The sequence below is a fragment of the Priestia sp. 53B2 genome (assembly GCF_056099005.1).
Genome location: NZ_JBLZXA010000008.1, coordinates 269855 through 288717 on the forward strand (window position 1 = coordinate 269855; position 18863 = coordinate 288717).

The 18863-nt window shown below is 37.8% G+C and carries 20 protein-coding genes; 2 read left to right on the forward strand and 18 right to left on the reverse strand.

What is annotated here, in order from left to right:
• Window positions 1-395 precede the first annotated feature (395 nt).
• The 5 genes from ACN6NE_RS04785 to ACN6NE_RS04805 all read right to left on the reverse strand — a co-directional run bounded on the left by ACN6NE_RS04785 (window position 396) and on the right by ACN6NE_RS04805 (window position 4478).
• A complete protein-coding gene (locus tag ACN6NE_RS04785) occupies window positions 396-1865 on the reverse strand; it encodes an NAD(P)/FAD-dependent oxidoreductase (protein ID WP_221783451.1) in 1470 nt (489 codons plus the stop codon).
• Window positions 1866-2082: 217 nt separating this feature from the next.
• On the reverse strand, window positions 2083-3483 hold the full coding sequence (locus ACN6NE_RS04790) for an ATP-binding protein (protein ID WP_129704330.1): 1401 nt from the start codon (window positions 3481-3483) through the stop codon (window positions 2083-2085).
• 153 nt (window positions 3484-3636) lie between these two features.
• Window positions 3637-3810, reverse strand: coding sequence for a YjcZ family sporulation protein (locus ACN6NE_RS04795; RefSeq protein WP_080967524.1), 174 nt, complete (start codon window positions 3808-3810; stop codon window positions 3637-3639).
• A gap of 91 nt (window positions 3811-3901) precedes the next feature.
• Entirely contained in the window at window positions 3902-4327 is a 426-nt protein-coding gene (locus ACN6NE_RS04800; protein ID WP_474324733.1) for a hypothetical protein, read from the reverse strand.
• Window positions 4317-4478: a hypothetical protein gene (locus tag ACN6NE_RS04805; RefSeq protein WP_164796341.1), complete on the reverse strand. Its 162-nt coding sequence runs from the start codon at window positions 4476-4478 to the stop codon at window positions 4317-4319. The genes ACN6NE_RS04800 and ACN6NE_RS04805 overlap by 11 nt, the downstream gene beginning before the upstream one ends.
• A gap of 214 nt (window positions 4479-4692) precedes the next feature.
• On the opposite strand from ACN6NE_RS04805, the gene ACN6NE_RS04810 reads away from it, so the two are divergent.
• Window positions 4693-5448 carry a DUF4397 domain-containing protein gene (locus tag ACN6NE_RS04810; RefSeq protein WP_474324735.1) on the forward strand — a complete coding sequence of 252 codons (756 nt, stop codon included), beginning with the start codon at window positions 4693-4695 and terminating at the stop codon, window positions 5446-5448.
• Window positions 5449-5479: 31 nt separating this feature from the next.
• On the opposite strand, the gene ACN6NE_RS04815 is transcribed toward ACN6NE_RS04810, so the two are convergent.
• The 7 genes from ACN6NE_RS04815 to ilvA form a co-directional block, all read right to left on the reverse strand.
• The gene (locus ACN6NE_RS04815) at window positions 5480-6052 is read right to left on the reverse strand and encodes a YpmS family protein (protein ID WP_013058738.1); all 573 of its coding nucleotides are present in this window, start codon (window positions 6050-6052) and stop codon (window positions 5480-5482) included.
• Window positions 6053-6064: 12 nt separating this feature from the next.
• Complete coding sequence (locus ACN6NE_RS04820; RefSeq protein WP_230933461.1) at window positions 6065-6952, reverse strand: SGNH/GDSL hydrolase family protein; 888 nt, start codon at window positions 6950-6952, stop codon at window positions 6065-6067.
• A 233-nt stretch (window positions 6953-7185) separates the two neighbouring features.
• Window positions 7186-7764 carry an SCO family protein gene (locus ACN6NE_RS04825; protein WP_474324737.1) on the reverse strand — a complete coding sequence of 193 codons (579 nt, stop codon included), beginning with the start codon at window positions 7762-7764 and terminating at the stop codon, window positions 7186-7188.
• A 24-nt stretch (window positions 7765-7788) separates the two neighbouring features.
• A complete protein-coding gene (locus ACN6NE_RS04830) occupies window positions 7789-9405 on the reverse strand; it encodes an ATP-binding protein (protein WP_474324738.1) in 1617 nt (538 codons plus the stop codon).
• A gap of 150 nt (window positions 9406-9555) precedes the next feature.
• Window positions 9556-10398, reverse strand: a complete 843-nt coding sequence (locus ACN6NE_RS04835) for a DegV family protein (RefSeq protein ID WP_474324739.1) — start codon at window positions 10396-10398, stop codon at window positions 9556-9558.
• A 169-nt stretch (window positions 10399-10567) separates the two neighbouring features.
• Window positions 10568-10819, reverse strand: coding sequence for a YpmP family protein (locus tag ACN6NE_RS04840; RefSeq protein ID WP_013058743.1), 252 nt, complete (start codon window positions 10817-10819; stop codon window positions 10568-10570).
• Between the two features lie 161 nt (window positions 10820-10980).
• Window positions 10981-12252, reverse strand: coding sequence for a threonine ammonia-lyase IlvA (gene ilvA, locus ACN6NE_RS04845; RefSeq protein ID WP_013084697.1), 1272 nt, complete (start codon window positions 12250-12252; stop codon window positions 10981-10983).
• 231 nt (window positions 12253-12483) lie between these two features.
• Here ilvA and ACN6NE_RS04850 point away from each other — a divergent pair, with 231 nt between their 5' ends.
• Window positions 12484-12702, forward strand: a complete 219-nt coding sequence (locus ACN6NE_RS04850) for a hypothetical protein (protein ID WP_129704338.1) — start codon at window positions 12484-12486, stop codon at window positions 12700-12702.
• Between the two features lie 277 nt (window positions 12703-12979).
• Here the strand turns inward: ACN6NE_RS04850 and ACN6NE_RS04855 are convergent, their stop codons facing one another.
• The 6 genes from ACN6NE_RS04855 to ACN6NE_RS04880 form a co-directional block, all read right to left on the reverse strand.
• Entirely contained in the window at window positions 12980-13465 is a 486-nt protein-coding gene (locus tag ACN6NE_RS04855) for a dihydrofolate reductase (protein ID WP_474324740.1), read from the reverse strand.
• Entirely contained in the window at window positions 13462-14256 is a 795-nt protein-coding gene (locus ACN6NE_RS04860) for a thymidylate synthase (RefSeq protein ID WP_013058746.1), read from the reverse strand. Before ACN6NE_RS04860 ends, ACN6NE_RS04855 begins: the two co-directional genes overlap by 4 nt.
• A 458-nt stretch (window positions 14257-14714) precedes the next feature.
• Window positions 14715-15617: a formyltetrahydrofolate deformylase gene (gene purU / locus ACN6NE_RS04865; protein WP_129704342.1), complete on the reverse strand. Its 903-nt coding sequence runs from the start codon at window positions 15615-15617 to the stop codon at window positions 14715-14717.
• Window positions 15614-15772 carry a hypothetical protein gene (locus ACN6NE_RS04870; RefSeq protein WP_165351668.1) on the reverse strand — a complete coding sequence of 53 codons (159 nt, stop codon included), beginning with the start codon at window positions 15770-15772 and terminating at the stop codon, window positions 15614-15616. Before ACN6NE_RS04870 ends, purU begins: the two co-directional genes overlap by 4 nt.
• Before the next feature lie 131 nt (window positions 15773-15903).
• Complete coding sequence (locus tag ACN6NE_RS04875; protein WP_474324742.1) at window positions 15904-17709, reverse strand: IucA/IucC family protein; 1806 nt, start codon at window positions 17707-17709, stop codon at window positions 15904-15906.
• The gene (locus ACN6NE_RS04880; RefSeq protein WP_474324745.1) at window positions 17706-18863 is read right to left on the reverse strand and encodes an MFS transporter; all 1158 of its coding nucleotides are present in this window, start codon (window positions 18861-18863) and stop codon (window positions 17706-17708) included. The genes ACN6NE_RS04875 and ACN6NE_RS04880 overlap by 4 nt, the downstream gene beginning before the upstream one ends.

The following is an 18863-nucleotide window of genomic DNA, read 5'->3' on the forward strand; positions in this document are numbered from 1 at the left end:
AGTTTGTAAAGTGAACTTTCTTCTCATTAACTGCCATTCATAAATTTGCATAATTATTCTAACGTCCGTGTACTTTACTGCTTTCATAAATATTTTACTCATCAAAAATAACTCTTTTCAACTGTTGATTTTATCCTTATTGTGCTGCTTGATATAAATCCCCTAAAATTTCACTGACTTTATTGATGCAAAGAAATGGACATTATCAATTCGCCTTATTCTATTTAATTCTGCTCACGATAGAAGTATGGATTCCGTAATACCTTTTAAAAAAGGAGCGGGTAATTATCATATAAAACTATCGGAGTTGGAGCGGTACAAGTTCTTTACTTTTTACTTATTCGCTCTCGTTATTTAACACATATAAAAAAAGAGGCCGTGAAGGCCTCTTTTTCTTATACAGTAACAGGTTCAGAACTTGCTTTGCGATTCTTTAATTTTTCAACAATGTCACGCGCTACCCACACACCGCACGCACTTGCCTGCGCGAGTCCTCGCGTAATACCAGCTCCGTCTCCTCCCACGTATAAACCGGAAATTTCAGTTTCAAACTTATCGTTTAACTTCGGACGGGCTGAGTAAAACTTCGCTTCCACACCGTAAAACAGCGTATGTTCAGATGCTAACCCAGGCGTTACATGATCCAGTGCTTCTGTCATTTCAATTAAACTTTTCATCGTATTGTAAGGAAGCACTAAGCCCAAGTCACCAGGCACAGCTTCTTTTAGCGTTGGTTCTAAAAAGCCTTCTTTAATTCGATTTGCTGTTGAACGACGGCCCTTTAAAATATCTCCATACTTTTGAACCACTAAGCCCCCGTTTGACAGCATATTAGCTAATCTTGATACTTCGTGCGCATATTCGTTCGGCTGATCAAATGGATCCGAAAATTTATGTGAAACAAGCAGCGCAAAGTTCGTATTTTGACTTCCAAGCTTCGGATCTTTGTATGCGTGTCCATTTGCTAACATAATACCTGAATGATTCTCTACTACCACATGTCCTGAAGGATTGCTGCAGAACGTTCTGACTCTTGTACCTACAGACGTATTGTAAATGAATTTCCCTTCGTACAAGTGCTTGTTGATTTCTTCCATAACAACGTTGGATGTTTCTACTCGAACGCCGATGTCCACTTGATTGTTAATCATTTTTAAACGACGTTTTTTTAGTAAGTCACTCATCCACTTCGAGCCGTCTCGACCTGGTGAAACAACCACTTTATCAGCCGTAATTCTTTCACCATTCTTCAATTCGATACCACGCACGATATGCTGACCATCTTCTTTTTCTGTTATTAAATCGGCTACTTCCGTTTTATACTGCATATCAATTTTTTCTTTTAAGTATTCATAAATGCTTTTTAAAATTTCTAAATTTTGCTCTGTTCCTAAATGACGCACCTGGGCACGCAATAGCTTTAATCCTGCTGCGTATCCGCGTTTTTCAATTTCACGAACTTTATCAGTTAACGGATCCGTAATCGTATCGGTTGCTCCGTGTTTTAAATTAATTTCATCCACATATTTAATTAAATCTACCACCTGTGATTCAGACAGATAATCCGTCATCCAGCCTCCAAATTCACTGGTGATATTAAATTTCCCGTCTGAATATGCGCCGGCTCCACCGAAACCATTTGTGATAGAACAAGCAGGCAAACAGCCAGCAAACTCTTTTTTGCCAACCGCAGGCGGACATTTTTCAATTTTTTTCTGAAGAATCGGACAATTACGTCGATAAATATCGTGTCCTTTATCGATTAATAAAATAGTTGCTTCCGGTAATTTTAACGTTAACTCATAGCAAGTAAAAATCCCAGCGGGTCCTGCCCCTACCACAATAACATCATAATTTGAGTTCATTGTACATTCTCCCATCATCTTTTTTCTTTGGGTAAAAGATAAAAGTTATTGACCGAATTTTCTTTTTTTATTATCATTCGGTTATTTTCTAGCCATGTGATAATATATCAAAAATAAACCCTTTAGTCAACAATATACACGAACATTAAAATAAAATATTCAAAAAACATTCGCCTTTATTCCAAACAAATAAAAACCAGTGAACGAATAGCAAGCGCTATGAAATGTTCACTGGTTCTTTAATGTACGGAAGAGCAATTTCTACTTTTGTTCCCACTCCTACTTTACTCGCAAATGAAATATGCCCTTGATGCTGTTCGATTATTCGGTAGCTAATCATTAACCCTAGCCCCGTTCCTGTTTGTTTAGTGGAATAAAACGGTTCACCTAGCCGAGCTAAAGATTGCTCATCAATTCCACAGCCTTCATCCTCGATAATGACCATGCCGTATTCATTTCTTTTCTCAACGGTGACTTTAACTGTACCTTTGCTCATTGACTCAAGCGCATTTTGAATTAAATTAATAAAAACTTGTTTAAGCGCATTTTCTTCACAAAAGATTGTAATCTCATCACTAATCTCATTAATAATACGACAGTTTTTATAATTGGCGTGTGTATCTAATAGTAATGTCACATGACGTATGATTTGATTGAGACTTTTAGGGTGGTATGAATTTTCAATTTTAGGCTTGGCCAGCGTTAAAAATTCTTGAATAATGGATTCGACGCGATTCAATTCTTCAAGCATAATATCATTGTATTCTTCGTTGTACTGTTTCGATGCTTTTAACAGCTGAATAAACCCTTTAATCGCCGTCATTGGATTACGAATTTCATGTGCTACTCCTGCCGCTAACTTGCTCACCATTGTAAGCTTTTCAGATTTGCTTGCCATTTCATCATATTTTTTTCGATCCGTTACGTCGCGAATAATATACTGAATGGCATCCTGTCCTTCAAACTTAATTTTGGTTGCCGAAGATTCAATAATGACGACTCCTTTTTTAGTCAATAGTTTCACATCAACACGCGGCCTCACGGACATTCCATTCATCAGCTGAACCATTCGTTCTTTTACGATTTCTAAATGTTCGGGGTGAATAAAATGAAGCCAAGGACGCCCGATATACTCTTCTTTTTTCTCGCCGCCAAGAAGTTTAACACCAGCGGGATTCAAATATTGAATTCTGCCTTCTCTTGTTACAATAAATGCATCTTGGCTTTGCTGGACAAACTGCTTATATTGCTTCATTTTTCGAATGACTTCCTCTTGCTTTTCAATACTTGAGGAAAACTCTTTCCACTGAACAACTAAGAGCGGAATATCCCCTTCCGTGCGCTGAATATGGATGTGCACCGGAAACTGCTGATCTACTTTTTTCTTAAGTAAAACAACTTCTTCCTCTTGCTTTCTTAACGGTTCCACTTCATGCTTTTCAATAAAAAAGCGATTTGGCTCTTCAAATACATTACAGGAAAGAAGTCGTTCCTCCGTCGTTTTAAAAAGGTGGCAGCACGCTTCATTTAAAATTTGAATATCTCCATCCATATTCATTACGAGCATTGGTGTAAATGACATTGAAAATAGCTGTTGAAATACTTTTTCCTTTTCCATATATTCACCTTCGCTTATTGAGTTACTAGCTATAGTATAATATGGTAAATGTTGATTTGGCAAAATTTTTTTATTATTTAAACAATTTATATGTAAGTTTGTCCTTTTCCATCTGTTATAAAAAGCTCGCACATGCGAGCAAATGAGATCTAATCAGCAAAAACAGGTGCAGCCAATGATGATTAATAAAATAAATAGCACAACAATTAATGCAAATGACTGGCCCGTTCCGCAATGATGATAACCGCTAATTGGATAGTGGCAAGTGTCATATAGGTGGTGATAGCCTCCGTGATGGCATGGATCGTAACAATCGTAGTTATACATAGCAATCTCTCCTCTTGTTTTTTTTATTCATTTCGTACACTGTACTTTATATGCTTTAGTTGATTGTCCTGTATGTGCATTCGCCCATTTTTTACTTTCTATTACGCCATATTCGCCTTTTGGGCTGCAGCGTATACGAAAACAACAAAAGTAAAATACTTCCCATCACCAGTAACGTAGTGAAATCTTTCATAAACTCAATAATGAACCCTATATACGGGAGGTGGTATGCGTAGCTTCCAATCACTTTAAAAGAAGCAGGCAAAGAATCTCTTTGAGCTGTAACCAGTACATCAAGCTCTTGATTATGGGCCAGTACAAGTTCATTCTTTGAAGAAGATAATTCGTCTCTAAAGACAACTATATCTCCGTGATGCAGTTGGTGATAATCCGTTTCTTGAACGGTCACGGTGAAACCAAATAGGCTTGGAACTGTACTAACAAATAAAAATGTAAAGCAGATAGCATAAAGAACAAGTACATATCGAAACGCAGAAAACATACATTTATTGATCATAGGTAATCAGCTCAATTCGCTCGGTTACTTTATTTAGCGCGGGGGTAATGTGAATAAATGAAGTAGAGCGCTCTGTAAATTGAATTAAAAGTAGCAGCAGTAAAAAACTTAACATAATTAACCGTAGCATCCGAGCATAAAAATCGCGCATGCTTTCACTCCTTTTTTCTATACTAATTTCGGTCGTACAATAAGCCTTCAGCCAATAATTTGATTCAGTATATGCACATAGAGGGCATTTGGCTCATTTTTTCTTCTGGGAGGTCTCGGGAGTGATCAGTGATCGGCATAAATTATGAGTTTTAGCATATGTTTGGTTACGTATGGAAATGTTTTTATACTCCGACAATAAGGGAGCTGAACATATGGATAATTATTCCTTTGATCAATATATTAAAAAAGCAATGAAATACGATTTTCTAGCTAACTACTATAAGTATAGTGATCCATCTAAGCATATTCATTATTATCAAAAGCATTTGTACTATATCCAGCAGGCCATCTTAACTTCTTCTGAAAATACGAATTTGCGCGTAAATCCACCGCAACTTCGTATACTTCACGCTTCTCCAGATTCTCCATCTGTAGATATTTATATTAACAACAAACGAGTGATTCGCAATTTAACTTATAAACAAGAAACAGATTATATTGAATTACAAGAACCTGGAAGATATACAATTTCTATTTATCCCGCTGGAGAAACGGGAAGACCTGTTTTAACGGAATCATTTACATTTGAAGGAAACCAAAATTACACGGTAGCGGCGGTAGATGAGCTAAACAAGCTTGATTTATTATTTATCTATGATAATACGGATGTACCAAGTGGAGAAACAAAGCTTCGGTTTGTGCATCTTTCTCCTGATGCTCCTGCTGTGGATATTGCAGCTAGAGGCGGAGACGTCATTTTTTCTGGAGTGCAGTTTAAAGAAGTCACAAAATATTTGCCTTTATCCCCCATGCATGTTCAACTTAGTGTGCGCATAGCGGGAACCAAAAATGTAGTACTCGAAATCCCGGCACTGAACCTTCGTCCGAATCGAACATATACGGTATATGCCGTCGGATTTGCTAAGAACCGTCCTGTATTAGAAGCACTGATTTCTCAAGATCGTTAACAAAAAAAACCTTCCAAATTGGAAGGTTTTTTTATTCACTGCGCGAAATTAAACGTACGCGAATATCATCATTTTTTAAATCAAACTTTTGTACTTTTACAGCAAAATCACTCTCTAACTTCATCTGCTGTAACGCTACGTATACTGATTCATTCTTTGGATCAATCGTTACCCATTCTGGTAGCGCAAAGTTATTATTCACGTATCGAAGCACTGTGCGGACAGGAAGCTGCAGCTTTCCAACAGAAAGTGACTGCTGTTCAAGCACAATATCTCCATTTTTTTGTACGATTGGATCAAATGTCATTCGAATATTAATATCATCGCCGAATACTTGAATCGTACCGTCTACTCTTACTACATCGGTAAGAGTAATTTTGTAGTTAAGCGGCTGATTCTTAAACTCTTTTTTTAAATATTTATCAATCAGTACATTTAAGTCCGCTTTTTTAGCCAAAATAGTTAGTTCTGCGTCTCCTTCTACTTTTTCAGAGGGAGTTGGATTGGCCTTGTCAACCGGTTGAAAAATAAACGCAATAATAAGGATAGCCCCTAGAACATTAATCCCTAATAACGCGATAAATAGGGTTTTCCACTTCTTCATATAACAATCTCCTTACTCGTTCCCACTCTCTTTCGTGTTTTTCTCTTTTTCATCAGATGTAACTTCTTCTGCTGTTTCCTTTTTCTGGTCTCCAACGAGAGGATCTTCTTCCTCCATTGATTTACTAATGCGCTCAGCCATTAGTTTGTACCCTTTTTTATTAGGGTGAAACTCGTCTTTCCCTAATAAATTTACGTCAGAATCATAAAAAATATCATCAATTTTTACATAACTTACATTATCATATTGAGAAGCAATTTTCTCGCTTGCCGCATTCCATTCATTAATAACGACATTAATTTCTTTCACATCACTTAACGATTTAAAGAATGGATTATAAAAACCAATTAAGTAAATATGAGCATTAGGATTAAGCTTACGTATACGTGAAAACACGTCATTTAGACGTTTTTCATATTTTGACTGCTGTGATTCAAACGTCTTAATTGAGATATTGTAAAAATAATCTCTTACCACTTTCATCACGTCATTGCCGCCAATCGTCAAGAAAACGATGTCAGCTCTTGATACTTCAGCTGCTACTCCCGGCTGATTTAACCTCGCTAATAGCTGATCCGTCCGGTTTCCTCTTTTGCCTAGATTCTCTGTTCGTACATTTTGCACTTCATTTTGTTTAGAAAGGTATTTAGTTAAGTATGGTACATAACCGCCTTTTTTAGACTCATCTCCTACTCCTTCTGTTAATGAGTCACCAATGGCTACAATATCTAAATCTACAGGAAAAAAGCCTTTCGGAATATGCTTTTTAGGTGTTAAATCCACTTCTTTCTGAACGGCTTCTTCTTTATTGTCCGTTGGCAAAAAAGTCGTCGTCGAACAGCTCGCTAACACCACCGCACTCATACTGCTTATCACTATACTTTTCCATTTTCTCATCATAACACCTACTAACTATGCTGTATTCTCGCTGTCACAAGCAATACTGCTTACCGCTCTGAATAACTATATCTTTATATCTTATCATACTATGTCAAGTTGATATTTTACTACATTTCTTATATATAGTATATGTAAAAAAAAGGATAAGCATGTTTCTTTCATAAAAATATCCGCTAACACATCACTATAAAGATAGCTGTGTTTGGCGGATAGATTTGACGGATTTATAGCTCTCACTGAAGGGTTTTGATATCTTTTATCATATCTTCATAAGGAGGATCAGTCACTCCCTGATAAGATTTTTGAACGACTCCATCTTTGTCAATTAGAAAAAAATCCGTACCGTGAATAACCTGCGGATTTTCTTGCGGCTTTTTCACAATCGTTTTAAATTGGTCCAGCGCAAACTTTTCAATTTCCGCTTGTTTATAACCCGCTAAGAAATCCCAATTTGAAAAATCAGCGCCAAATTTAGTCGCATAATCCTTCATTTTCGGTGGAGTATCCACTTCAGGGTCTACGCTAAATGAAACAAAGCGAACGTCCAGCCCTTCATCCTTGGCCATTTTTTGTAATTTAGCCATATGAGCCGTCATTGGGGGACATACGGTTTCGCAGCTTGTGAAGATAAAGTTAGCTACCCAAACGTTCCCTTTCAGCTGACTTAGCCCTACTTTCTTTTGATCTTGGTTAACATAAGAAAAAGAGTCCATCTTCCAATTAAGCGGATTTTCTATTTTGGAACCACAGGCTGTTAACATCATACAACTAATGAGCAGTAAAAAAAACAATTTATAAGACCAGCTTTTCATATGTTCCTCCTGCACGGTTAAAGTTTAGTCATAGCTAGGGAAAATCAAGGTAAACGTTGAACCTTTTCCTGGTATGCTTTCCACTTCAATTCTTCCATTCATTTGTTCGACCAGTTGATAAGACACCATCAGACCAATCCCTGTTCCTTTTTCTTTTAAAGAATAAAACGCTGTTCCCAGCCGGTTCACTTGTTCACTGGTCATGCCTATACCAGTATCTTCAATTTGAATATGTACATACCCTTCTCGCTTGTAAAGCCCTACTCGAAGCGTTCCTCCAGCTCTCATGGCTTCAATTCCATTTTTCATAATATTAAGCAGAACTTGATTCAATTCGTTTCGGCTGCCGCGAACATACATCTCTTCTTTTGCGTCTAATTCTATGAGTATATTATTTGTTAACAAAGCATAAGAAGATAATAAGTCTACTAAGCTTGTAATACACTCCAAGCAGTTAATAAAACGATGCTGATGAACATCCGGCTTGGCTAAAGATAAATAGTCATGAATAATCGCTTCCGCTCTGTCCATTTCGTTAATCATAAGGTGAATGTAACTTAATTCAGTGTTTGAAAGCTTTGTATTATCTTGAAACAGCTGCAAAAACCCTTTTACCACCGTCATAGGATTTCGAATTTCATGCGCTACAGAAGCAGCTAATTGACCAATTGCATTCATTTTCTCTGCTCGCTGCAATTCCTTTTGCATCCTCGTTTTTTCCATAATAACTTCTAATTCATCAATCGCTTTAGCAATTCCATCTTTTGAATGACTGAAATTCGTTTCTACGTTCAGCTGTTCTTTTGTTGCTGACACTTGTTGAAAAAGCTGCTGAAGCCGCTCGGTCATTTCATTAAATCTTGTGTGTACATTCCCTAACTCAGAATCATTTTCATGTGTCAGCTTCACATCAAACTTCCCTTGACTTACTGCTTGAATTCCTTCTATTAATTCCCCTAGGGGCGACATTAATCGCCTTAGTCCCCAGTCTTGAATAACAATAATGAAGGTAAACAAAATCGTAAACGCAACGATCAAAGCCACAATTAAACGTTTTTGGTAGATATAGATAGCGCTTGCATCTATATCTACACCAAGAATAGCCACGACTTTTCCAGAGCTGTTTGTAATAGGCGATAAAACGGTTATCCACGTCCCAAATTCGTCTTTGTATGTAGATGTTACAATATTCTTCTTTTTTTGTTCTGCTTGCTTAAATGATTTGTAAAATTCTTCTCCTCCATCATAAATCATGGACGGCTCTAGCGATTGCTTAATTTTCTTATTCGCTGTTACGATAATCTTATTTCCATGCGACTTGAATTTTTCGGTCGTCATAATATATCCCTGCAAGTACGACGGATGCAATTCATAAATCTTTCTGAACTGCTTTTCTAGCTCGTCTTTTTCAGGAATCGTCCCGTTCCTTGAATCCACTGCTGCTATTACGTCTTGTTTAGATAAAGACTCCCTCCATAAATCGGCCATAATTAACGCATGCTGCGTTAGTGTCTCTTTTGCCATCTTTTTTTGAACTTGATAGCTAATGGCTAAAGAAATGACTCCAAGGGCAACTACAATTAAAGTAGAAAATAAAACCGTTTTGTTAAACACACTCAAATTTCGAATATATTTTTTCATCGGTATACTCCGGATTCAAAAGAATAGTAACTAGCACAGCATTCGCTGGTAGAAAGTTGATTCTATTATATCACACGTTCGTCCACTTCTCTTTCTCCTTTTTCCAAAAAAGAGAAAGCCAAAAAAGTGACTTGCAAAAAGCAACCCACTTTATTCAGCAAAATACATAAAACCAATTGCACCAATACCCGTATGCGTCGAGATAATAGGCGTCGTATCTTCAATCGAAAATTGCGTATAGCCTCTTGCCTTCACGATTGATTCTTTTAACTTAGAGGCGAGTCCAAATCCATCTGCATGTACAAGCCCTACTCCTTTAATACTTTTTCCTTCTGTATGCTCTTCGAACTGTTTCGTTAAAAACTTAACAATTTGAGAATGGCTGCGCACTTTAGCAACAGGAGTATATACTCCGTCAGCTAGAGAAGCAATCGGCTTAATATTTAAAAGAGAACCGATCAATCCTTTTCCTCGTCCAATACGTCCACCTTTAACCAAATTTTCAAGCGTATCAACTACGACAAAAAGATACGTATTTTGACGCACCTCTTCCAAGCGCGTGATAATTTCTTCTACTGTATGCCCATCTTCAATCATTTTCACCGCTTCAAGGACTTGAAACGAAAGAGCTTTTGTAATGTACATAGAATCAACAACGGTGATGTTTCCTTCTACCATTTGAGCCGCGCTTTCAGCTGCTCGAACAGTTCCGCTCATTCCCCCAGTCATATGAATCGAAATGACGTCATACCCTTCACTAACTAATCGTTCATATACTTCAACAAAAGAACCAATAGCTGGCTGCGAGCTTTTTGGTAATTCTTTTGAATTTTTCATTTTTTCAATAAAATCTGTCGGCGTTAATTCCACGCGATCTAAATACGTTTCATTATCAATATTAATACATAAAGGTATCATCTCAATACCGTACTTTTCCGCTTCTTCCAACGTTAAATCAATTGTTGAATCCGTTACCACTTTAATTTTCGCCATGTGTTCACCCCTATAAGATGCATTGCAGACTAGTATAACATGAACACTTACAACAATATAGTTATAATAGAATGCAAGTTTTGCTAATTCGTAAAACGCATGTTCAACCTTTTATATCAACAAAAAAAGTTGACTTTGCTGAAATATTCAGAAAAGTCAACTTTTACGTTTATGCATTATGCTTTAATACATGAGACTTAAAGAGCTGTTCGTAATCTTTCCATTTCAACACGCGTTTTAAATATTCTTGAAAAGAGTAGGTTTGCTTCGGAACTGATTCGTTCGTGATTTGTCTAATAAATAAATCAAGTTTTGCAGATAACATGAACCGAAACGTGCTATTTTCCTCTAAAACTGGAATTTCAGTAATTTTTACTTTTTGACCACTGACATGTTTAAATTCAAGGCTTTTTAATAGCAAGGCGATCAACCCTCTTTTTACCCGTTTATTTTATTATAATGCTTAAGGCACTTTCTGTCTTGATAAAATAAAAAGAAAACACAAATATTTTTTAAAATAAAAATGCTTCATCAACTTATTCGACAGTTGATGAAGCATTCCTTTTTAAAATGACCTTCTATTTAAATAAATAAGTGAAACAAGTTGCTTTCTTTATTAATTTCTGTGTAAGGAAATCCTTTTTTATCCATACGATTAATCAGTGGATAATAATCTTCTTTATGCTTGAGCTCGATTCCCACAAGTGCTGGTCCGCTGTCTTTGTTATTCTTCTTTGTATACTCAAAGCGCGAAATATCGTCTGTCGGTCCAAGCACTTCGTCTAGAAATTCACGAAGAGCTCCTGCGCGCTGAGGAAAATTAACGATAAAATAATGCTGTAATCCTTCATAAATCATCGAACGTTCTTTGATTTCTTGCATACGTCCAATGTCATTGTTTCCTCCGCTGATGACGCAAACAACCGTTTTTCCTTTAATTTGCTCACGGTATGAGTCAAGAGCAGCAATCGAAAGAGCTCCTGCTGGTTCTGCTACAATCGCATTTTCATTGTATAGAGATAAAATGGTTGTGCAAACCTTGCCTTCAGGAACAACTACAATATCGTCCACAAGCTCTTTACTGATGTCATACGGAAGCGTTCCGACTGTTTTAACAGCTGCTCCGTCTACAAATGGATCGATTGCCGGTAGCGTCACTACATTTCCATTTGCTAAAGATGTCTGCATGCCAGGCGCGCCTGCAGGTTCTACCCCAATTACAGCTGTTTGAGGCGAGATGCTTTTCACGTATGTGCCGACACCGGAAATTAATCCGCCCCCGCCGATACCCGCAAATACGTAGTCAATTTCATCTTCACAGTCATTGAACATTTCAACGGCTACTGTACCCTGACCTGCAATAACGTCTACATCATTAAATGGGTGAATAAATGTCCGATGCTCCTCTTCACTGCATGCAATAGCTTGTTCATAAGAATCATCAAACGTATCTCCGATTAGTACGACCTTTACGTTATCTTTGCCTAAAAATTTCACTTGATTAATTTTTTGGCGCGGCGTTGTGCTCGGCATAAAGATTTTACCATCGATATTTAAATGACGGCACGCATATGCTACACCTTGTGCGTGGTTTCCTGCACTTGCACAGGCAATTCCATTTTCTAATTCTTCTGGGGATAACTTTTTAATTCGATTGTACGCACCGCGAATTTTAAATGAGCGCACCACCTGTAAATCCTCACGTTTTAAATAGATATTACATTCATATCGTTCAGACAAAACGTCATTACGCTGTAGTGGTGTATGCACAACAACATCTTTAATCAATTGATTTGCAATCATGATGTCCTCTAAATGTACGTGTTTTGTTCGATTATCTACTTGTTGTTTCATAACCAACTTCCTTCCTCTTCTACCATTATTAATTTGTACATTATATCACATAAAATTTAGAAAAATCATTATTTTTCATTAATAATGCCTAAAAAAACTTTTCCAACTATTTTACTGTCCACATACTTTACATATGTTTAGCAAACGCTAAATAGACTTACAAAATTGCCCATATTTTCTACATGCAGCTGATGCGATAACAGGTATAAATTAAGAAAGGTTGTGGAATAAATGGAGTTTTCGCTTCAAAGTTATGAAAGTGCCGTTCCGTGCGAAATAGTTGCAGATGAAGAAAACGGTAGATACATGCTTCGCAAAGCAGATACGAGCGGAGAAGTTTTTAACACACCAAGCGAGCTGATTCAATGGATTGAAGCAAACTGGAGCGCTGAACAGTTTGTGAGCCCAGCGGCTTTTCACGAAATGATAAAGCAATTAAAATCAATATAAAAAGAGATTGAAACATAACGAAATCAATCTAAAGACGAATAAATGGAATATAGGAGCTAGCTAGCAGGAGGCGCTTGTTCCACCGCAGTGGATTTCCATGCGAGACTTTGCTTTCCTCGGGCGGCCGGTGAGCCTCCAATCAACTGCTAAAAGCACCTACATACATGAAACCTACCTTCACCCTCATAATAAAAAGATCCGAACGATTCAACGTTCGGATCTTTCTTCAACTAACATACTTTTGTACCAGACTCGCGTTTTTTATAAACAAAAGAGATCAGCTTCGCTCGTATACGGTAAAATAATACGTGTAGGGATTTTTTTCATCTTTAATTCCTTGCTGCTTCGAAATAACTTTCCATTCGCTAAAATCAATCGCAGGAAAATGTGTATCTCCTTCAAACGATTCTTCAATATGCGTAATATAAAGTCGGTTTGCAACGTCTAATGTTTGCTCATACAGAGTAGCTCCACCAATCACGAAGAGCTCGTCTTCTTTTTCAGCATCTAATGCTTCTAGTTCCTCAACTGAATGAATAACGTTTGCTCCTTCTTGTTGATAATCTTTTTGACGCGTAAGAACCACATTTTCGCGATTAGGGAGCGGTCGTCCAATTGATTCAAATGTTTTTCTTCCCATTACAATCGTATGACTCGTTGTGATGCGCTTGAAATACTTTAAATCTTCCGGAAGGCGCCATGGCAAATCATTCTCTTTACCGATCAGCCTGTTTTGATCCATTGCGACAATGAAGGAAATCATACGCTCACAGCTCCTTTGATGTGAGGATGCGCATTATAGTCTACTAACTCAAAGTCTTCAAATTTAAAGTCAAAAATTGATTTTACGTCTGGATTGATTTTCATTTTTGGCAAAGCATGAGGCTCACGCGTTAACTGCAGGTTTACTTGTTCAATGTGATTGCTGTAAATATGCGCATCGCCAAACGTATGAACAAAATCACCTGGCTCTAAATCACACACTTGTGCCACCATCATTGTAAGCAGCGCATATGAAGCAATATTAAACGGTACGCCTAGGAAAATATCAGCTGAGCGCTGATACAATTGACAAGACAATTTGCCGTCCGCTACATAAAACTGAAATAAGCAGTGACACGGCGGTAAAGCCATATTGTCTACATCAGACACATTCCAGGCGCTTACCATTAAGCGGCGAGAATCAGGGTTGTTTTTAATTTGATTGATAACATTTGTAATTTGATCAATTTTTTCTCCGTCCGGCGTTGGCCATGAACGCCACTGATGACCATACACAGGGCCAAGCTCGCCATTTTCATCCGCCCATTCATTCCAAATACGCACGCCGTTATCTTGTAAATACTTAACGTTTGTATCTCCTTGTAAAAACCAAAGCAGTTCATGAATAATTGATTTCAAATGAAGTTTTTTTGTCGTTAATACCGGGAAACCTTCTTGTAAATTAAAACGCATTTGATAGCCAAATGTGCTAATTGTACCTGTTCCTGTCCGATCTTCTTTTTTTGTTCCATTTGCTAACACATGCTCGCAAAGTTCAAGATATTGTTTCACTTCCGACACTTCCTTTATTAAAAAGTCCTTTTCTATTGTATAAGTGTTCACGAGCTAAGTAAACAACTAAATCTCAGCTCATGTAGAAAAATTTTTTATCATTTAGATACGCAATTCCCCCGAAAAAAACGAGAATGAGACCTAACAAAATCAATTAAATAATCGAGTATGAATCGCTTATGATACTGCGGTTGATCTCCGTGCAAGGCTTCGCTTTCCGCGGGCGGCCGATGAGCCTCCTCGTCGCTTACACTTGCGGGGTCTCATCTGTTCCGCTTTCCCCGCAGGAGTCTTCGCCTTGCCCTCCAATCAACCGCTAGAAGCAACTAAACAGATGAAATCTACGTTTACCATGACCATAAAAAAAATCCGAACGAATTTCATTCTCTCTCAAGAATCTCGATTCATCGTTCGGATCTTCCTTCGGCGAAACTATTTTTTTAACAGCTTAGTCTTTGTTAATTAAATACAATTGTGCGGTTTTCATGCACTAAAATGCGGTCTTCTAAATGCCATTTCACAGCACGTGCGAGCACCGTACGTTCAATTAAGCGGCCTTTTTTCTTTAAGTCATCCGCATCATCACGGTGGTTCACGCGTTCAATATCTTGTTCAATAATTGGTCCTTCATCCAAGTCGTCCGTTACATAGTGAGACGTAGCACCAATTAATTTTACACCTCGTTGATATGCCCGTTCATATGGACGTGCTCCAATGAATGCCGGTAAGAATGAATGGTGAATATTAATGATACGATATGGATTTTCAGCCACAAAAGTCGGCGTTAAAATTTGCATATAACGCGCCAAGATAATCACGTCAATATTATAATCTTTTAATACCTGCAGCTGTTTGGCTTCTGCTTCTTGGCGAATGTCTTTTGTCGCCGGTATATGCTTAAACGGTATACCGAATGATTCAACCACTTCGCGCGCATCTTCGTGATTGCTCACAACGACAGCGATGTCTGTCATCAAATCTCCGCTTTCCCATGCCCACAGCAGCTCTAGTAGACAATGAGGCTCTTTTGACACAAAAATAGCTGTTTTTTTCAAATTATGAGCATATGTAAACTGCCAGTTCATTGAAAATGTATCGGCAATTTTTTTGAAGCTTTCTTCTAGTTTTGCTTCTTTAGCTAATAAATCCTCACATTCAAATTCGAAACGGATAAAAAACATACCCCCTTCATGGTTCGTTGAATGCTGACTTGATTCTACAATATTTGCACCGTACTCATGTAAAAACGTAGACACAGCCGATACAATACCCGGTTTGTCCGGACAGCTAATTAGCAGCCGACCGCGATTTTTATATTTCTCTTTATATGAAGTTAAATGTTTTTGAATATGCGATTTCATGTAATTCCCTCTCTTTTTTTAAATATACAGACAATTGTACCATTATCCTTGTAGCGATGCGACATTGAAATAAGGCTTTGACAAAAGAAAGCCGAAACGTTTGCTTCAGCTTGTGTACTTGTTGTTCTAACATCTACTTCCATCAAATCGTTCATTCACTCTCCTTTACGTTCTACACATACCTAAAATGAGTGTTTCCTAAAGTGCTGTAGCTCATCCAATTCTCTTGTTGCTTTTGAATTAAACATAAAAAAGCCGCTAGCACAACACCAGCGGCTTTTCCTTATTATTGCACGGCTTTTTCACTAACTTCATGCAAGGCATTCCGTACCTTGCCATATTCGCTTGCGTGAGGACGATCTCCGTCATCTTCGTATCCGTAATCAAACATTCGATTTCGATTTAACGTTAATTTCGTAATGGTTGGACGTAATAAATCAAACAATTCAAATCGTTTTTTCAAATGTGGAAATGATGCTTGATAATGTAAAATTTCTGCTCGTACACTTTTCCAAAATTCCGCTTCTTCTACGCCTTCATGCTCTTCTAAAATAGTCGCTAAATAGCGGAAGTGACAAACAAATAACCCTGTTAAAATAAACTGCGTCAGTCCTTCCGGCTCTTCGCTGCGCAACACTTCTTTCAATTCAAAAGATAGCTGCTGCAGTTCTTCAAATGGCTGATCGCTAATATTCACGTCGTCTACAAAATCTTTCATAATAATTCGAACGGGCTTGTTGTTTTTAAGCACCAGTACCGTATTTTGACCGTGCGGGGAAAATACAGTACCGTATTGATATAAGTAATGAAGAAGCGGCGGCAATACAGCGCTGGTTAACGCATCAATCCACTCGGCAGGAGTTAAGCCCGACTTTTCTATATAAGATGAAACTAAAGCTTTCCCTTTACTGTCAACATGTAAAAGCGCAGCTAACGTAATCGCATGCTCTCCTTCTTCTAACTCTTGATAGATGCTTTCACGCCAAACGACTCCCAGCATTTCTAAATACTGATAAGGCGCGTTTTTAATAGAAGCAAACGTCGGCTGAGTTACGTTTAACGTAGCCACTTCACCTAAAAGTCCTACTTTGCACGTATCTTTTAAAAACGCATCGCGATCTCGTATGCCTTTAATGTGCTGAGTTACTTGAGGAGCAATTACCGTCCGCTCACTTGGAAGGCCTCTGTACACAAGCGTATTTAATATACTCATAGGAAGCTTCACATGATATTTATCTCGATTTGTTGTATTCACAAATGTACGAATCGACTGCTGAGGAAAATATTGATCTTCACCTTCTCCTAACGGAACAATTAAATCATTTGCAATGTATTCAGCGAATAAAGGAACAATCACGTTCATCCACTGCCATTCATGGACGGGAATATAGTAATAGTCCGCTGCTAAAAGGTCTTGGCTTGTTAATTCTTTTTCAAATTCAACTAGCGTCTCACCGCTTAGCTCCTGCTTCATGACATCATCGAAGCCGAGGGTATCTAATGAATGAAACGAAGCAATTTGCTTCGCAACAGCAATCCATGAAAGCTGAATTTTTTGTTTTTGCTCAGGTGCAAACCGCAGATAATCATCATAGCCAAATCCGATGCGCCCTTTGTTGTATGTAATCCAAGGATGTCCCGTCATTTCACCTTCTAGCTCCGCATAATCCATATCTGCTAATTCATCAGCTGATTTTCGATTTTGCAAATGCACGTCTGCTATTAATGTATGAAAATATTCTTTTGCTAAGTGACCTGCGGTTGAGCTAGACATTCCTTTGTCTTCAGATAAGCTAATTAACAGCTGCAAGGCTTCCGAAAATGTAGGGGTTGACGCTTTAGATGTCAGCTTAATACTTTCTGGCAATACAGAAAAACTGTCAAACAATCGCTGTTTCGCTTGATATGTATACGTAACGCCCCGGTGGTCTTCCCATCGATACGTGGCAAGCGCACCCTGCTTTTGCAGCTGTTTTGGCTCAATAATATTTTCATACATGAATTCCTGCAGCATTTTAGCTAAAAGCTGTCGATTTGCTTTTTCCCATGATTGCTTATTAAATACGGAAAGATTCGTTTCTTTGATTTTCATCCTTCATTCTCCTTTACTTGTCTTAGAATAGGGATTGTTTTATTACGCAGCGGCATTACAGCGCTAGCAGCTAGCAAAGCAGCGGCACCAGCTGCTAAAGGAAGCGCTAAATTTACTTTGCTGATTTCTAGTGCTAAAAGCGGTGCAATCAGCAGGGCAATATTTTGAACAGCAATAAGCCAGCTGTAATAGTAAGCAGCTCCTTCTTTGCTTTTTTGAAATAAATAGATATCAAGTATAACCATGCTGAGATAAAACCCGGCTCCATATAAAATTCGACTTATAATAAACATGCTGAGATGATCGGCATATGCTTGCAAACATAGCAGTAAAGCACTAGCGCCCGTTACGCTATAAAAAAGCGGTATAACTTTTCCATTAAATAGCTTTGTAGGTACCGTAAGCTTTAAGACGATCGCCATAATGCTCGGCATCACATATAACAAGGCGCTGCCTTGACTGCTCATGCCATATGTTTCATTTGTAAACAATGTAAAATAAGGGCGAATGACATTGTGTCCAAGGTGAAAAAAGAAAATAGCCAGCAAATAGAAAAAAATAGGCTCGTTTATACTTTGAATGTATGCTGGTGTTTTTTCTCTTTTTAAAGATGAAGCTTTTCTTGTTATGAGCCATACGGCCAGTACCATATCAGCTAAAGCAAAGTATTGATATACTTTAAGCGGCATTTCCCATGCAATAATCGTACTTCCAAACAAGCTAGCGACAATAATAGCCGTATGAACAATAAATACATAGGTTGTTGCGGCACTTGCCTTTTTCTGTCCATTTTTCATGCCGCCTACTAAATATGGATACAAAAGATATAAACTGCTTTGAAATACAAGCAGCGCTAAGGAAGTGGTTAAAAATCCATAAAAAGTAGAAGCTTCGCTCAAAATGACTTTAATTAAGGCTGTCATTAGAAGTGACGTTACAACTACATATTTTACGTTCCATTTCTTAAGCAGCATTCCCCATAAAGGTGTCATAACAATGACCACAATCCGGCAGCAAATAATAAAAAAAGACGTCATCTCGACTCCATCTACATGAAATGCATTTGTAAAATACTGTGGATAAAATGGTGATAATAACACTTCTGATGTCATGGTCATAAACAAACAGATAAAAACAAAACGCGCAGAAATCAT

Bases quoted from the DNA above. Each gene is read 5' to 3' on its own strand.
- ACN6NE_RS04785 (WP_221783451.1), bottom strand. From the start codon at position 1,865: ATGAACTCAAATTATGATGTTATTGTGGTAGGGGCAGGACCCGCTGGG.
- ACN6NE_RS04790 (WP_129704330.1), bottom strand. From the start codon at position 3,483: ATGGAAAAGGAAAAAGTATTTCAACAGCTATTTTCAATGTCATTTACA.
- ACN6NE_RS04795 (WP_080967524.1), bottom strand. From the start codon at position 3,810: ATGTATAACTACGATTGTTACGATCCATGCCATCACGGAGGCTATCAC.
- ACN6NE_RS04800 (WP_474324733.1), bottom strand. From the start codon at position 4,327: ATGATCAATAAATGTATGTTTTCTGCGTTTCGATATGTACTTGTTCTT.
- ACN6NE_RS04805 (WP_164796341.1), bottom strand. From the start codon at position 4,478: ATGCGCGATTTTTATGCTCGGATGCTACGGTTAATTATGTTAAGTTTT.
- ACN6NE_RS04810 (WP_474324735.1), top strand. From the start codon at position 4,693: ATGGATAATTATTCCTTTGATCAATATATTAAAAAAGCAATGAAATAC.
- ACN6NE_RS04815 (WP_013058738.1), bottom strand. From the start codon at position 6,052: ATGAAGAAGTGGAAAACCCTATTTATCGCGTTATTAGGGATTAATGTT.
- ACN6NE_RS04820 (WP_230933461.1), bottom strand. From the start codon at position 6,952: ATGATGAGAAAATGGAAAAGTATAGTGATAAGCAGTATGAGTGCGGTG.
- ACN6NE_RS04825 (WP_474324737.1), bottom strand. From the start codon at position 7,764: ATGAAAAGCTGGTCTTATAAATTGTTTTTTTTACTGCTCATTAGTTGT.
- ACN6NE_RS04830 (WP_474324738.1), bottom strand. From the start codon at position 9,405: ATGAAAAAATATATTCGAAATTTGAGTGTGTTTAACAAAACGGTTTTA.
- ACN6NE_RS04835 (WP_474324739.1), bottom strand. From the start codon at position 10,398: ATGGCGAAAATTAAAGTGGTAACGGATTCAACAATTGATTTAACGTTG.
- ilvA (WP_013084697.1), bottom strand. From the start codon at position 12,252: ATGAAACAACAAGTAGATAATCGAACAAAACACGTACATTTAGAGGAC.
- ACN6NE_RS04850 (WP_129704338.1), top strand. From the start codon at position 12,484: ATGGAGTTTTCGCTTCAAAGTTATGAAAGTGCCGTTCCGTGCGAAATA.
- ACN6NE_RS04855 (WP_474324740.1), bottom strand. From the start codon at position 13,465: ATGATTTCCTTCATTGTCGCAATGGATCAAAACAGGCTGATCGGTAAA.
- purU (WP_129704342.1), bottom strand. From the start codon at position 15,617: ATGAAATCGCATATTCAAAAACATTTAACTTCATATAAAGAGAAATAT.
- ACN6NE_RS04870 (WP_165351668.1), bottom strand. From the start codon at position 15,772: ATGAACGATTTGATGGAAGTAGATGTTAGAACAACAAGTACACAAGCT.
- ACN6NE_RS04875 (WP_474324742.1), bottom strand. From the start codon at position 17,709: ATGAAAATCAAAGAAACGAATCTTTCCGTATTTAATAAGCAATCATGG.
- ACN6NE_RS04880 (WP_474324745.1), bottom strand. From the start codon at position 18,863: ATGATTTCTGCGCGTTTTGTTTTTATCTGTTTGTTTATGACCATGACA.